Origin of the sequence: Uliginosibacterium aquaticum (assembly GCF_012972705.2) — a bacterium.
Taxonomy (GTDB): domain Bacteria; phylum Pseudomonadota; class Gammaproteobacteria; order Burkholderiales; family Rhodocyclaceae; genus Uliginosibacterium; species Uliginosibacterium aquaticum.
Genome location: NZ_JABCSC020000002.1, coordinates 287,408 through 302,321 on the forward strand (window position 1 = coordinate 287,408; position 14,914 = coordinate 302,321).

Annotated in this window: 9 protein-coding genes; 4 read left to right on the top strand and 5 right to left on the bottom strand. The window is 61.9% G+C overall.

Annotated elements, in window-relative coordinates; translation table 11 throughout:
* Positions 1-33: 33 nt before the first annotated feature.
* Positions 34-1,230 (bottom strand): MFS transporter, encoded by a 1,197-nt coding sequence (locus tag HJ583_RS08785; protein ID WP_303559967.1) that lies wholly within the window; start codon positions 1,228-1,230, stop codon positions 34-36.
* 102 nt (positions 1,231-1,332) lie between these two features.
* Here HJ583_RS08785 and HJ583_RS08790 point away from each other — a divergent pair, with 102 nt between their 5' ends.
* Entirely contained in the window at positions 1,333-2,127 is a 795-nt protein-coding gene (locus HJ583_RS08790) for an AraC family transcriptional regulator (RefSeq protein WP_170021581.1), read from the top strand.
* Positions 2,128-2,150: 23 nt separating this feature from the next.
* On the opposite strand, the gene def is transcribed toward HJ583_RS08790, so the two are convergent.
* On the bottom strand, positions 2,151-2,663 hold the full coding sequence (gene def / locus HJ583_RS08795; protein WP_170021582.1) for a peptide deformylase: 513 nt from the start codon (positions 2,661-2,663) through the stop codon (positions 2,151-2,153).
* A gap of 7 nt (positions 2,664-2,670) precedes the next feature.
* Positions 2,671-3,411 carry an S-methyl-5'-thioinosine phosphorylase gene (locus HJ583_RS08800; protein ID WP_170021583.1) on the bottom strand — a complete coding sequence of 247 codons (741 nt, stop codon included), beginning with the start codon at positions 3,409-3,411 and terminating at the stop codon, positions 2,671-2,673.
* A gap of 221 nt (positions 3,412-3,632) precedes the next feature.
* Between HJ583_RS08800 and typA the strand changes: the two genes are divergently transcribed.
* The 3 genes from typA (at position 3,633) to pabB (ending at position 8,710) form a co-directional block, all read left to right on the top strand.
* The gene (typA, locus tag HJ583_RS08805) at positions 3,633-5,450 is read left to right on the top strand and encodes a translational GTPase TypA (RefSeq protein WP_170021584.1); all 1,818 of its coding nucleotides are present in this window, start codon (positions 3,633-3,635) and stop codon (positions 5,448-5,450) included.
* Between the two features lie 133 nt (positions 5,451-5,583).
* Entirely contained in the window at positions 5,584-6,918 is a 1,335-nt protein-coding gene (locus HJ583_RS08810) for a transglycosylase SLT domain-containing protein (RefSeq protein ID WP_101942705.1), read from the top strand.
* Position 6,919: 1 nt separating this feature from the next.
* A complete protein-coding gene (gene pabB / locus HJ583_RS08815; protein ID WP_170021585.1) occupies positions 6,920-8,710 on the top strand; it encodes an aminodeoxychorismate synthase component I in 1,791 nt (596 codons plus the stop codon).
* A gap of 38 nt (positions 8,711-8,748) precedes the next feature.
* Here pabB and HJ583_RS08820 read toward each other — a convergent pair whose 3' ends face one another.
* Positions 8,749-11,013 (bottom strand): EAL domain-containing protein, encoded by a 2,265-nt coding sequence (locus tag HJ583_RS08820; RefSeq protein WP_170021586.1) that lies wholly within the window; start codon positions 11,011-11,013, stop codon positions 8,749-8,751.
* 146 nt (positions 11,014-11,159) lie between these two features.
* Positions 11,160-14,834 carry a DUF748 domain-containing protein gene (locus HJ583_RS08825; RefSeq protein WP_170021587.1) on the bottom strand — a complete coding sequence of 1,225 codons (3,675 nt, stop codon included), beginning with the start codon at positions 14,832-14,834 and terminating at the stop codon, positions 11,160-11,162.
* Positions 14,835-14,914 lie beyond the last annotated feature (80 nt).

The following is a 14,914-nucleotide window of genomic DNA, read 5'->3' on the forward strand; positions in this document are numbered from 1 at the left end:
AGTGTGCCGCAGGCATGTTGCAATGCACACTGTTCAGGCCGCTTTTTTCCGCAGGTCAGGCAGGAAGACTGTCAGCAGTCCCAGCAAGGGCAGAAAGGCGCAGACCTGATAGACGAACTCGATGCCGCGCAGATCCGCCAGCATGCCCAGCAACGCAGCACCGATCGCTCCCATGCCAAAGGAAAAACCAAAGAACAGGCCCGCCACCAGCCCCACCCGGCCCGGCAACAACTCCTGCGCATAAACGATGATCGCCGAGAAAGCCGAAGCCAGGATCAGGCCGATGATGAAGCTCAGAACCGTGGTGGCAGTGAGCCCCACATGCGGCAGGATCAGGGTGAACGGCGCCACGCCGAGGATCGAGAACCAGATCACCCGCTTGCGACCGATGCGATCGCCCAGTGGCCCACCGATCACGGTCCCCGCAGCCACCGCAAACAGGAAAACAAAGAGGTGCAACTGGGCCGATTGCGCGCCGAGCCCGAACTTCTCCATCAGATAGAAAGTGAAGTAGCTCGACAGACTGGCGAGATAAAAATACTTCGAAAAAATCAGGCTCAGCAGCACGGCAACGGAGCCCACCACCCTGCCACGCGACAGGCCGGTTTCGGCCGCCCCCTGGCGAATCCTGGCTTTAAGCGCCCCTTGCGCCTGCTGATGCGCATACCACTGCCCCACCTTCCACAACAACGTGATCGCCAGCAAGGCAGCCAGCGCAAACCAGGCCACACTGCCCTGCCCGTTCGGAATCACGATCAGCGCCGCCAGCAAGGGGCCCAACGCCGTGCCGGCATTGCCGCCGACCTGGAACACGGACTGCGCCATTCCCAAACGGCCGCCCGAGGCCATGCGCGCCACCCGCGAAGACTCAGGATGGAAGATCGAGGAACCGGTGCCGACCATCGCGGCTGCGATCAGCAAGGCCGGATAAGTCGTGGCCGTGGCCAGCAAGAGCAGCCCCACCAGCGTGCTGCACATGCCGAACATCAGCGAGTAAGGCTTGGGATGGCGATCGGTATACAGCCCGACCAGTGGCTGCAACAAGGAAGCCGTAGCCTGGAAAGTGAAGGTGATCAGGCCGATCTGCCCGAAACTCAGATTGAAACCGCCCTTGAGCAAGGGATACAACGCCAGGATCAGCGACTGCATCATGTCATTGAGGAAATGCGAGGCGCTGATCGCGCCCAGCACACGGAACGAGGTTGTCTGCCCTGCTGACTGCGCGCTCAAATCACGTCTCCCTGTGGAATGGATGCCACCTGCCTCTACGCAGGGCTTGCGAAAGAATATAGGTGAGGGTGAAAATTCCGTCTAACCACAAAAAGCCAGAATATGTCGCAAAACAGCCACAACATCATTTTGCGCCTGCCCAGCTACCAGACACTCCCACGGCCTGTCGTTGCCCGCATAGGCGATCGCCTTCCCGGCTCGCTGACCCCGTGGCACAGCCATCGCTGGTGGCAGCTGACCTGGGCCATGAGTGGCGTACTGGCCATCGAAACTCAAGATGGCAGTTTCATGGCCCCACCGGAACGGATGATCTGGATTCCGCCAGACATCGAGCATCAAGCCACCAACGCTCCGCTCACCGAAATGCGCAATCTGTATGTGGATCACAGCCTGATGGAATGGGCCGGGCCACACTGCCGGGTCGTACGCATCACGCCCCTGGTGCGGGAGCTGATGCTGGCCGTGACGACGCTGCCGGAAGATTACGAACCGTCCGGCGAAGCCGAACGACTGATCCAGGTCCTCATCGATCAGCTCAAGCGCCTGCCCGAGGTGGCCTTCAACCTTCCGATGCCAACCGATTCGCGCCTGCGCCGGATCTGCAGCGAACTGCAGAACCGGCCCGACGACACCCGGACCATGGCAGCCTGGGGGGAACTGGTAGGCCTCTCCGAGCGCAGTCTGGCCCGGCTTTTCGTGCAGCAGAGCGGTATGAGTTTCGGCGACTGGCGCCAGCGCCTGCGTCTGCTCTTGGCCCTGAACGGACTGGAGCGCGGCGAACGCGTCACACGCGTGGCGCTGGATGCCGGCTACGCCTCACCTTCGGCCTTCATCGCAGCCTTCCGGCGAAACTTCGGACTGACGCCAACCGAGATGTTCAAGCCACAAGGGACTTAAAACCCCTTGCACTGCTGCCGAATTCAGGCCGGGAACAAGACCTCGGTAAAACCGAAGCGGGTGAAGTCCTGTACCCGCATCGGATACAGTGTGCCATCCAGATGGTCGCACTCATGCTGCACCACGCGGGCATGAAAACCCTCCACCTCGCGAAGAATCGGCGTGCCGAACTGATCGAAGCCGCTATAGCGCAAGCGCACATGGCGCGGCACCATGCCGCGCAATCCCGGCACCGAGAGGCAACCCTCCCAGCCTTCTTCCAGCTCATCCCCAATGAATTCCAGCACCGGATTGACGAGCACCGTGAGCGGCACGGCAGGGGCTTCCGGATAGCGCTCACTGGCCTCGAAACCGAAAATCACCACCCGCAGATCCACCCCGACCTGCGGTGCGGCGAGGCCCACACCACCGGCTTCGCGCATGGTATCGAACATGTCAGCGATCAACGCGTGCAGCTCCGGCGTGTCGAAAGCCTCCACCTGTTGCGCATGGCGCAACAGGCGTTCATCACCCATCCGCAGGATCTCGCGAATCATCGGCGCCTCAGCAATTGGTGCAGAAATGCTGCAACACGTTATGCACGCGCACCATCGCCGTCTTGGCGGTGGCCTCGATATCGGCCATCTGGATGCCATGGGCACTACTGCCACGCCCAGCAGCCTGGTTCACCACCACCACGATCGCTGCATAGGGGATTCCCAATTCGCGAGCCAGCACAGCTTCGGGCATGCCGGTCATGCCGATCACGTGCGCGCCATCTCGCTCCAGACGGGTGACCTCGGCCGCCGTTTCAAGACGCGGCCCTTGGGTAGCCGCATAGGTACCACCATCCACGATCGCCTCACCTGCATTCCGGGCAGCGGCGAGGATGCGCGCGCGCAAGGAGGCATCGTAGGGATCGGTGAAATCCACATGCACGACCGGGCCATCCACACCGTCAAAATATGTCGCCTTGCGGCCCCAGGTGTAATCGATGATCTGATCCGGCACCATCAGCACGCCCGGCCCAAGGTGGTCCTGAATACCGCCCACCGACGCCACCGAGATGATCTCCTTGGCACCTGCTTCCTTCAGAGCCCAGAGGTTGGCACGGTAATTCACGCCATGCGGCGGGATCGTGTGGCCATAGCCATGACGGGCAATGAACACCGTCTGCTGGTCACACAGATGACCGAAGAGCAAGGCACCGGAAGGCTCGCCATAAGGCGTACGCACCACTTCACGGCGCGTGATGTCGAGATTGGAAAGCTGGCTCAGGCCACTGCCACCGATGATTGCGATCATGTCCGTACCGGGCTGAAAAATAGTCGATGGATCTTAGCACGCAGGTGCTGCAGGCTCGCCGCAGCTGGCGGCCATGGCGACAGCGGGCGGCTCACGGGGCTGAAGGCACGGCTGACAAACTGTCACGGTTTGTCCACTTCAGCATGATAGAATAGAGGGCTTTGCGATCAAGCCCTCAGGGTTGACGCGTCTAACCACTTCCCCCGCAGACCGAAAATATCATGAGCCGTGCCATCCGCAACATCGCCATCATTGCCCACGTCGACCACGGCAAAACCACACTGGTCGACCAACTTCTTCGCCAGTCCGGCACCTTTGCTGCCCACCAGGCCGTGACCGAACGCGTGATGGACAGCAACGATCTTGAAAAAGAGCGCGGCATCACGATTCTGGCCAAGAACTGCGCGATCAAGTACGGCGACACCCATATCAACATCGTCGACACCCCGGGGCACGCTGACTTCGGCGGCGAAGTCGAGCGCGTGCTGTCGATGGTCGATTCCGTGCTGCTGCTGGTGGATGCCGTTGAAGGCCCGATGCCGCAAACCCGTTTCGTGACCCGCAAGGCACTGGCCATGGGCCTGAAGCCCATCGTCGTGGTCAACAAGATCGACCGTCCGGGCGCACGCCCGAACTGGGTCATCGACCAGACCTTCGATCTTTTCGACAAGCTCGGCGCCACCGAAGAACAGCTGGATTTCCCGATTGTCTACGCCTCGGCACTGAATGGCTTTGCCATGCTCGACGCTGACCAACCGGGCACCGACATGAAGCCGCTGTTCGAAGCCATTCTCAAGCACGTGCCGCAACCGGAAGTGGATTCGGACGGCCCGCTGCAACTGCAGATCTGCTCGCTCGATTACTCCACCTATATCGGTCAGCTCGGCATCGGCCGCATCAAGCGCGGTCGCATCCGCCCGAACCAGGAAGTGGTCGTGATGTACGGCGACGAGAATAAGGGCAAGGCCAAGATCGGCCAGATCCTGACCTTTGAAGGCCTTGAGCGCAAATCCTCAGAGCTGGCCGAAGCCGGCGACATCGTGCTGGTGTCCGGCATCAACCAGGTCGGCATCGGCGTGACCATCTGTGACCCGGACCAACTCGACGGCATGAAGCCCATCGCCGTGGATGAGCCGACCCTGACCATGAACTTCATCGTGAACAGCTCCCCGCTGGCCGGCCGTGAAGGCAAGTTCGTGACCAGCCGCCAGATCCGCGAGCGCCTGGAAAAAGAACTCCTCAAGAACGTTGCCCTGCGTGTGGTCTATACCGACGACGCTGACGTGTTTGAAGTTTCCGGTCGTGGCGAACTGCACCTGACCATCCTGCTCGAATCCATGCGCCGCGAAGGTTTCGAGCTGGCCGTGGGCCGCCCGCGCGTGGTGTTCAAGGAAATCGACGGGGTGAAGTGCGAGCCCTACGAAATGCTCACCGTGGATGTGGAAGAAGACAACCAGGGCGGCGTGATGGAAGAGCTCGGCCGCCGCCGTGGCGAACTGCAAGACATGGCGCCGGACGGCAAGGGCCGCGTGCGCCTCGAATACCGCATTCCGGCGCGTGGCCTGATCGGCTTCCAGGGCGAATTCATGACCCTGACCCGCGGCACGGGTCTGGCCAGCCATGTGTTCGACGACTACGCCCCGGTGGCTGGCAACATGAGCGAGCGCCGCAACGGTGTGCTGATCTCGCAGGACGACGGCGCCGCCGTGGCTTACTCCCTGTGGAAGCTGCAAGATCGCGGCCGCATGTTCGTGAGCCACAACGACCCGGTGTACGAAGGCATGATCATCGGCATCCACTCGCGTGACAACGACCTCGTGGTCAACCCGATCAAGGGCAAGCAACTCACCAACGTGCGCGCCTCGGGTACCGATGAAGCCGTGCGTCTGGTACCGCCGATCGCACTGACGCTCGAATCCGCCATCGAGTTCATCGCTGATGACGAGTTGGTCGAAATCACGCCAAAGTCGATCCGCCTGCGCAAGCGCTACCTGAAGGAACACGAACGCAAGCGTGCCTTCCGCAGCGACGAAGCCTGAACACGGCAAAGTATCACCAGAGGCCATCCTGCGGGATGGCCTTTTTCGTTTCGGCGGCGCATAAAAAACATCAAAGCCGCTTTCGTGCTGCAGCCATTACAATCCCGCCACCCTAGCCCAAGGAGCGCCCGCCTTGATTTCGCGCCTGCTGACTGCCAGCCTCAGCCTGCTCTGCCTTTGCGGCAGCCCCTTCCTGCACGCCGCCGAGCCTGAAACGGTCAGCCTTCAGTTCGCCAACGCCCTGACTGCCCCGGCGCCCGCGGCGGGCACAACAGCAAACAGTGAAGGCGCCAGCACGCCGGTCACAACCGAACTGCCGCAGCGCACCCCTATCAATACCGGTGCCCATGCCAAAGCCAGTTCCGACCTGTGGGACCGTATCCGCAAAGGCTTCGGCATCCCCAATCTGGTGGACAACCCGAATGTTGACCGCCACATCGCCGCTTTCCAGGCCCGCCCGCAAGCCATCACCAATCTGATGGAGCGTGGCAGCAAGTATCTCTATCACATCGTCAGCGAACTCGAAGCGCGTGGCATGCCGACCGAGTTGGCCTTGCTGCCACTGGTGGAGTCGGCCTACAACCCGATGGCCTTCTCGCCAGCCAAGGCCGCCGGCTTGTGGCAGTTCATTCCCTCAACTGGGCGAGACTTCCGTCTGCAGCAGAACTGGTGGGTGGATGAGCGTCGCGACGTGCTGGCCTCCACCGCCGCCGCACTGACCTACCTGCAGGCCGTATACGAACTTCAAGGCGACTGGCACCTCGCGCTGGCCTCTTACAACTGGGGTGAAAACGCGGTGCTGCGCGCAGTGAACTCCAACCGCAATGCCGGCCGGCCGACCGACTACAACAGCCTGCGCATGCCCAAGGAAACGGCCCAATACGTGCCCAAGCTGCAAGCCGTGAAAATGATCGTGGCCAACCCGGAGCGCTATGGCCTGCGCCTCCCCCCCATCCCGGACGAACCCTATTTCGTGACGGTGGAGCGTGATCAAGGCATGGATGTGGCACTCGCAGCGAAATTCGCCGAAATGCCGCTGAACGAATTCCTGGCCCTAAACCCTGCCTATAACCGCCCGATCATTCCCGGCAACCATGATGCAGACCTGATCTTGCCAGTCGACAACGCACGCAAGTTCAGCGAGAACTTTGCCGCCCACGGTGGCCCGCTGCTGAGCTGGAAGACCTATTCACTGCCACGCGGGGCGCGCGTCGAGCAGGTCGCCCAAAGCCTCAAGCTGAGCCCGGACGCTCTGCGCAGTGCCAATGGCCTGCCCCCACGCGCCAAACTGGCAGCCGGCTATACCTTGCTTGTGCCGCACGCCACCGACATCACAGCGCCGATCGAAACGGCAGAAACCAGCAAGCCTGGCGTTCAAAACAAGAGCTCCAGTCGTGCTCCATCGCCGGCCCTGAACAAGGCTGCGGCACGCGCACCAGCCAAGAAAACACCGACTCGGCGCGGCTGACATGCAACAGTTGGGGGCCAGCGCCTTCGCGCTGTTTGAGGACAATCTCGCCCAAGCGCCGCGCGCCTGTCTGCTTGAAGGACTTGAACAGCGCCTGCTTGCGCACCACCCCAGCGAACTGGCGGAATTTTTCGAGCGTCTGGAGGCTACCCAAGCAAGCGGCCGCTGGATTGCCCTCGCGGCCCGCTATGAGCTCGGCAGCGCCTTCGAACCCCATCTGCCACACCGCCACAGTTCCCAGCCTCTGCTACAGGCCTGGGTGTTCGCCCACCGAAGTGAGCTCAGCGGCGATGCGCTCGCCCGCTGGTGGCAGATGCAGGCTGCCGCACTCAGCCCGCAAGCGCGTGAAGCCGGCTTGCTGCGCCTTGAAGCCGATTGGGACGAAGCGCGCCATGCCATTGCCTGCCAGCGCATCCTTGATTACATCCACGCCGGCGATTGCTATCAGGTCAACCTGACTTTTCCCCTGCGGGGCCAGATCTATGGCCATCCGCTGGCGCTCGCCGCTCGGCTGCGCGAGGCACAACCCGTGGCTCACGGCGTGCTGATCCACGACGGCAAAGACTGGATCATTTCGCGCTCACCGGAACTCTTCGTCGAGCGTCACGCGAGTACCCTCACCTGCCGCCCGATGAAGGGCACTGCCACACGCAGCGAAGATCCGCAGGCGGATGCCGCAGCCGCCAGCCGCCTCGTGCATTCGGACAAGGATCGCGCCGAGAACCTGATGATCGTAGATCTGATCCGCAACGACCTTGGCCGTCTTGCCCCCGCCGGAGGGGTGCGCGTCGAACAGATGTTCTCGCTGGAAACCTATCCCAGCGTGCATCAGCTCACCTCCACGGTCAGCGCAGAGCCCGTCAGCGCCCCCCTGGAAACCATCCTCCACGCACTGTTCCCCTGCGGTTCGATCACCGGCGCGCCAAAGATACGTGCCATGCAGATCATCAACGAGCTTGAAGACGGCCCGCGCGGCATTTACTGCGGCGCGCTGGGCTGGCTCGCACCGGAGGGCGAGTTCAGCCTCAATGTGCCGATCCGTACCCTGTTGGTGGATTCCGAGGGCACTTGCCGTCTGGATGTGGGCAGTGGGGTCGTAGCCGATTCAGAGCCGGCCGCCGAGTATCGCGAGTGCCTCACTAAAGGCCACTTCCTCACCCAGCTTGAACCGCCCCTGCAACTCATTGAAACCCTGCGCTGGACGCCCTCAGAGGGCTATCCATTCTTGAACGGCCACCTCGAACGCCTGCAGGCCTCGGCCCGCACACTGGCCTTCAGTTGCCCTCTGACTGAGATCCGCGCAGCACTGCAAGCGCTGGCCGATATCCTGCCTGGTAGCGCACAGCGCGTGCGTCTGCTGCTGTCACGCAACGGACAGTTCAGCCTGCAAAACGCTGCACACGCCGAGACTCCAGCCACAGCCCGCTTCGCGTTGGCAGACTGGGCACTCGATCCGCAAGACCCACGCCTGTCGCACAAGACCACCGCACGCCAGTTCTACGACAGCGCCTTGCAGAGCGCACTACAACGCGGCCTCTTCGACCTCGTGTTCTGCAACACGCGTGGCGAATTGTGCGAAGGCGCGCGTAGCAACCTTTTTCTCGAGATTGAGGGGGAGATGCTCACCCCCGCCAGCCACTGCGGCCTGCTGCCAGGCGTACTGCGTGCCAGCCTGCTGGCCAGTGGCAAGGCCCGTGAAGCCGTACTGCAACGCGAGGATCTGGCGCGCGCCAACCGTATCTGGCTGGGCAACGCCTTGCGTGGCCTGATAGAAGTCACGCAGGCAACTTGAGTGGCATCTGCGCCGCTGCTCGCGGCACAGGAAAAGCCTCAGATCGCGTCGAAATTGCTGCGTCGTTCGCGCAACCAGGCATCCATCTGCTCGGCAGCCATCGGCCGGGCGAAATGAAAACCCTGCAGCAGGCTGCACCCCAGAGTCTCCAGCATGGAGGCCTGGGCTGCGCTCTCCACCCCCTCCCCCATCAGCGCCAGCTTACGCTTGCACGCCAGCTCAGCGATGGCTGCAGGCAGCGCTGTAGCCTCAGGTGTTTCACCGAAGTTGGCCAACAGGTTCCGATCAAGCTTGATCCGATCGACCGGAAAAGTACCGAGCTGGCTCAGGGACGCCCGGCCACAACCAAAGTTGTCGAGTGCCAAGCGTACGCCCAGCTCGCGCAAGCCGCGCAACTGATGCTGCAACAGCCCAGGCTCTTCGAAAGCGATGCTTTCATCAAGATCCAGCACTAGCCGATCTGCTTCCACATCACTGTATTCAAGCTGGGCCCGCAAGCGCTGCACGAAGCGCTCGTCGCGCAGTTGCACCGAGGAGATGTTCAGCGTTAGTTCGAGACCACGCCAGCCCTGGCGCCGCCAGATACCGAAGCGCTCCAGCGCCTGACCCAGCACCCACTGGCCCAGCTCATGAACCATGCCGGTACGCTCCGCGAGCGGAATAAAACGGGCGGGCGACACCAGCTCTCCAAAATCGTTGCGCCAGCGCAGCAACACCTCAAGCCCCTGCAACTCACCGCTGCCAGCCTGCACAATGGGCTGCCAGCACAGGCTCAGACCACGCTTGAAATCAATGGCGGCGCGCAGACTGTGCAACATCGCCACCCGGGTCTGTACGTCGTCCGACATCATCGCCGAAAAGACGCTGAAAGCGCTCCCCCCGGCTTGCCGGGCCTGATTCAGCGCCAGACTGGCGTTGCGCATGAGCTCCACCGCATTGCCCTTGCACTCCGCAAGGCGCACCAGTCCGATACGCAACTGTACCGTGAGCGCGTGGCCATGAACAAAGAAAGCCTGCTCGAAAGCCTTGTTGATGAGCGCCGGATCGAGCGCATTTTCCGGACCGAAAATACCGAAGATGTCACCAGACACCCGCGCCAGCGTGACACCCGGACCCAGTGCGCTGCGCAGGCGCTTGGCTACAGCCACCAGCAAGGTGTCGCCACAGCGATAGCCCAGCGCATCATTGATTTCGGAAAACCGCACCACATCCGCCAGAGCCAGGCAACGCGAACCACCCTGACGCACCAGCAGATCCTGATCGACTTCATTGATGAAGCGTGTGCGGTTTGGAAGATGGGTCAGCGGATCATAGAAAGCGAAGAAATCGAGGCGCTCGATCAGATCAACGTTCTCGAACCCCACTCCAAGACTGGCCGCGAACATTTCCACCAGTCGTTGCTGCAAGCTACGCAGGGGATGTGGATGGTCCACCACCACTACCGCGTCACGCCCGCCATTGCCGAGCCAGAGCAAGAAACGCCCGGCTTCGAAAACACAGGTATGCGCTGCCAGGCAACGCCGGATACCGCGCTGCATCTCCACATCCACGCTGCGCTCGATCGCGCAGCCGGCCAGGTTGGCGTAGCGCCCACGGCCACACACCACGTGCAGCCCGGCCTCACCCGGCGTAGCCGAGCTGTGCTCCATGGCTACCAGCGCATCGGCAGGCCCCCCCAGGATTTCTTCGATGCGCTCAAGCAGTACCCGCGAGAACTCGAGTGAGCTGCGCAGGCGGAAAACCGTATTGGCCGCACGCGAGACGGCATCCATGCCGCGATTGGCCGCACGCACGGTTTCGATCTGCTCGTAAGCGCGCACGGCGGCGGTAAGCGTCGTGATCAGGCGGGTTTGCGAAAGCTCTGACTTGGTACGGTAGTCATTGATGTCGTAGCGCCGGATCACTTCCAGTTCCGGCGCATAGCCAGGCTGGCCAGTGCGCAGCACGATGCGCACAGAATGCATGCCGAGCTCGTTGCGGACGGTATCGACCAGGCGCAAACCGGCGTCCGGCGTTTCCATCACCACATCCAGCATCGCCACTGCCACGCCTGGATGTTCACGCAGCATTGCTTCGGCCTCGCGCGCGCTGTAGGCATGCAGCAATTCGAGCGGACGCTCGTCAATGTGAAAACCGCGCAGTGCGAAAGCGGTAGCGCGGTGCACCTCGTCATCGTCGTCAGTGATCAGGATTTTCCAGGGTGCGGGCCCCTCTTTCACCGGATGAGCCAGCGCTTCGTCGACGAACTCCAGCATGTCGCCCGCCTGCGCTATCGCATCCCCCTGCTCGATGGTCGAACTCACCGTACGTCCTCCCGGAATGCTCCACCTGATAACGTGGCGTCCCTGTCCACTGCCCCCATGCCCCGCTCCTGCCTATCCGTAACCATCTCTTTCAGTATCGGCAGGGAAAGCGAAAACTTGTGTCCTGGAGCCGGCTTTTTTCTGCTTCAGCGCAACATGAATTCGACGCGGGCTTGCAGAGGCTTCCCCTCTTCCGCCTCCCGGTTGGCTACGAGAAAAACCCGCGCCGGATCCACGCCATTTTTCTCGAGCAGATGCGCCCGCACAGTCTGTGCCCGCGTTCTGGCCAAAGTCTGCAGGTCGGCCGGGGTAATCGCGAAGCTGCCCTGCAGGATGCGCTCCATCTCGGCAGGTGACTGATCCTTCAGAATGCCCAGCGCGTTACGCGGCCGGGCATCAATTTTCTCGCTTTCATACACACGCTTGAGTAGTGCAGGATATTCCGCAGCCTCGATCTGCAAGGCATCCACCTGATCAACACTGTCGCCGCGCCGAACCAGTTGCTCAGCTTTAAGGGCGCGCACCCGGGCATCAAGGCGGGCACGCTTGAGGCCCGTCGTGTCGGATGCCGGATCGGCACTACCAGCGATCTCCAGCTTCAGCACCGGCCGGCTCGTCAGACCCTTGGCCAGCCCCCCCAGCTTGTCGGATGCCGCCTTGTTGAGCGTCGCCGAACCTGGCTCGAAATCCACCCAAGCCAGAGCCTCCGCCTCTTCGCCGAAGATCGAGCCCAATAAGGCGAAGGGCGCTGTTACTGCCTTGCCGATCAGATTGCTAATGACTCTGATGATCACGCCTCCGACCGAAAATTCAGGGTCATCGAGCGAACCGCTGATCGGCAGGTTGATGTCGATCATGCCGTTGCGATCTTTCAGCAGGGAGACGGCAAACAGCACCGGCAATTTCGTCGCGTCCGGGCTGTCCACCTTGTCGCCAAAGCTCAGCTGATCCAGCTTGACACTGTTCTTTGCCGTGAGCTGGCGATCACGGATCTGGTACTGCACGTCCATCGACAGCTTGCCCTTGTCGATGCCGTAGCCCACGTAGCGCCCGGCATAGGTCGAAGCGGAGGTGAGATCCACATCCCGCACCTGGGCCTGGATATCGAGAAAGCCGTCCTGCCGGAACGGGTTGAGGCTGCCATAGAGCTTCACCGGCGCAGAGCCATCCAGACTGGCGCCGAGATCGAGCAGCGCCACCGAGCTTTCATCTGAGGATAGCCCTCCCAGACTGCCGTTCAGCGCCAGCAGATTGGCGTCGTAATTGGGCTTCACGAAACGATCGCTGAAACGCACCTGGCCCTTCTCCAGCACAATGCGCTCGACCCTGACCCTAGGCAGTGGTTTCTTCACAGCACTTGCCGCAGCCGACGGTGCAGCTTGCGGCGCAGCGGCCATCTGAGCAGCTTCGTGGGCTGTGATCTCGCGCAGGTTCAGACGCCCCTGCGCATCCAGAATCAGGCGGGTATAGAAGTCACTCAGACGAATTTCGCGACTGCTGAAGCCCAGCGGCTCGGTCTGCACGCTCATGTCCTGCAGCGCGAGGCGCCTCCAGCGCAGGAAGTCCTCTTCATTCACCCGGTCCAGCATGTTGAAATCATCTACCGCCAGCGCGCCGGCAAAACGGATGTCCGGCTGGCTTTTGGCGAGATCGAAATCAAGCTTGCCTTTTGCAGTCAGCGTACCTCGGGTGAGCAGCACGCGGAATTGATCTTCAAGATAAGCTTGGGCCGGCAGTAGCTCCACCGCACTCAGGTCGAGATTTACGCGCCCACGCAGCGGCTCGGTAGAAAAAGCAGCGTCCGCATTCATGCGCCCGTTGCGATTGATGCGCGCGCTCAGGCTTGCCTTGGCCTGTGCATTGCGCCGAGAGCTCCAGTCCTGCAGGCTCAGCCCCAGTTCGCGCACATCAACGACTACCGGCACACTGCTGCTGCGATCCTCAATGCGCACGCCGCCCTCATTGATCTCGGCCCTACCCACACTGAATTGCCAGGGCTGCTCGGGTTCGGCCGCCGGAGCAGCCTCCAGCACTGCTTCAGCCGCGCGCTCCAGGCGATCCTTGAGCACCTTGCGGGCCTTCGAATCAGCATTCGAATGGCTCTGGAACATGTCTGCCAGGTTCAGCACGCCGTCAGCATCACGCTGCAGCAAGGCTTGCAGGCCACGATTGCTGAAACGGCCGATATGGAGTTCGCGCAGTTCCAGATCCATGCGCATTTCTTCCGCACGAGTCTGCGGCACCTTCAGCAGAATGCTGCGCTGACCAGCCTTGTCCGGCTTTGCGGCCGCATCTGCAAGGCTGAAATCCCGCAGATCCAGCGCCATTTTGTCGAGCCTGACTGCAGGACCGGCCTTGCCGGGTGCCACGCTGAACTCGCCCGCCAGCGCCGTTTCCCCCTTGAATAAGGCGCGCGGCAAGGCGGCCTGATAGTAGGGGCGCAAGGGTTCAAGCTGCATGCCGGCAAACGCAAAACGGCCGCTGTAGGTTTCGGCTAGTACGTTCAGTTGGGCCTGCAGATCGATGCGCAAGCTCTTTTCGCTGGCCGCCTGCAAGGTAAAACTGGCGGGTTTGCTGGTGCCAAGATCAAACTGGCTCAGTTGCACCTCAAAAGGATCGAGCTTGAGTGCAAAACCGCCGGGCACGGCTTCGTCGTGCCAATTGAGGCGCCCATGGCTCACGCTCAATTTGTCGATCAGCACGCGCGGCAGCGCCCGCTTCGCGGACAGATCCGACTTTGCCTTGCCTGCCGGTACGGCGAACTCCCCGACCAGGCGCTCCAGACGGAAGCGACGGTCCTTCTCGCGCAACAATTCGATCTGCGGCGCTTCGACATTCAGCGCACGCACATGCAGCAAGGGCTGGCTGGCAAGCGGCTCCACTCGCTCAAGCTCCACCTGCAGGCTCTGCACTGCGAGCAGATCGGCGCCGGTGTGTTCCTTGATCTTCAAGTCCTTGAGACCGAAACGACCGCTCACCGCCAACGCAGCAGGTTTGTCGCCCAATGCCTCCTCCCAGTGCAAACGCAGGGCGGAGCCGAAATGAGCCTGCTCGATGCGCACCGGCAGCTTCACCGGCACATAGGCGAGGTAGGCGGTGAGATCCAGATCTTCGATGTCCACATCCAGCGTAGCCACACGACGATCGGCAAAAGGCTTGAGCTCGCCAAGCAACTCAAAGGAGCTTTCTTCGAGATCGAAGGCCAGTCTCGGCTTGACGAAGTTTTCGACGCGGGCCGGCAAGTTGGAAAGAAAAGGCAGGCCCAGGGCCAGCGCGCGGACATGGTGTTGCTTGCCGAGCGGGCGATCGTCGAACTCGATTTCGCCCCCCTCAAGCTCGATGTTGTTGAGCGAAAAGCGCGCAGCGTCTGGGGCGGGCTCGGCAGAGGGCTTAGCAAAGCGCTCAAGGATGTCACTGAAGTTGAAGCGTTGCGCCTCAAGCCGCACCAACTTCAGCCGCGGCTGCTCCACGCGCAAGGCATCAAGCACCAGGGCACGATGCCAGAGCGATGCGGTAGAAACGTTCGCCTGGACGGCAGCGAGAGCCACAAAATCACTCTGCCCATCCGCCTCAGCGATTCGCAGCCCTTCCAGGCGCGCCGACAAACGCAGCGGATTGAAGCTCACCCGCTCCACGCTGAGCTTGCGCCCGAGCGCTGCACTGCCTTGAGTCTCCAAGGCCCAGCGCAGCAAGGGCGGCATACCCAGCCAGGCCAGCACCAGCAAGCCCAACACGCTGGCGGCAGCAATTTTCACGCTACGGCGTGCTGCCAGCTGACGCAGGCGGGGGACAAAGGCAAGCAATTTTTCGCGGGTAATCATGGATCGAACTAGGCACAAGCACAAACAGGCCCGCATTCTCCCACGCCCGGCTGACGGCGGCATGACAGCCACCCTAGCGG

What these genes read in the sequence shown, in the direction of transcription:
- HJ583_RS08790 (WP_170021581.1), top strand. Translation starts at nt 1,333, where the DNA reads ATGTCGCAAAACAGCCACAACATCATTTTGCGCCTGCCCAGCTACCAG.
- def (WP_170021582.1), bottom strand. Translation starts at nt 2,663, where the DNA reads ATGATTCGCGAGATCCTGCGGATGGGTGATGAACGCCTGTTGCGCCAT.
- HJ583_RS08800 (WP_170021583.1), bottom strand. Translation starts at nt 3,411, where the DNA reads ATGATCGCAATCATCGGTGGCAGTGGCCTGAGCCAGCTTTCCAATCTC.
- typA (WP_170021584.1), top strand. Translation starts at nt 3,633, where the DNA reads ATGAGCCGTGCCATCCGCAACATCGCCATCATTGCCCACGTCGACCAC.
- pabB (WP_170021585.1), top strand. Translation starts at nt 6,920, where the DNA reads ATGCAACAGTTGGGGGCCAGCGCCTTCGCGCTGTTTGAGGACAATCTC.
- HJ583_RS08825 (WP_170021587.1), bottom strand. Translation starts at nt 14,834, where the DNA reads ATGATTACCCGCGAAAAATTGCTTGCCTTTGTCCCCCGCCTGCGTCAG.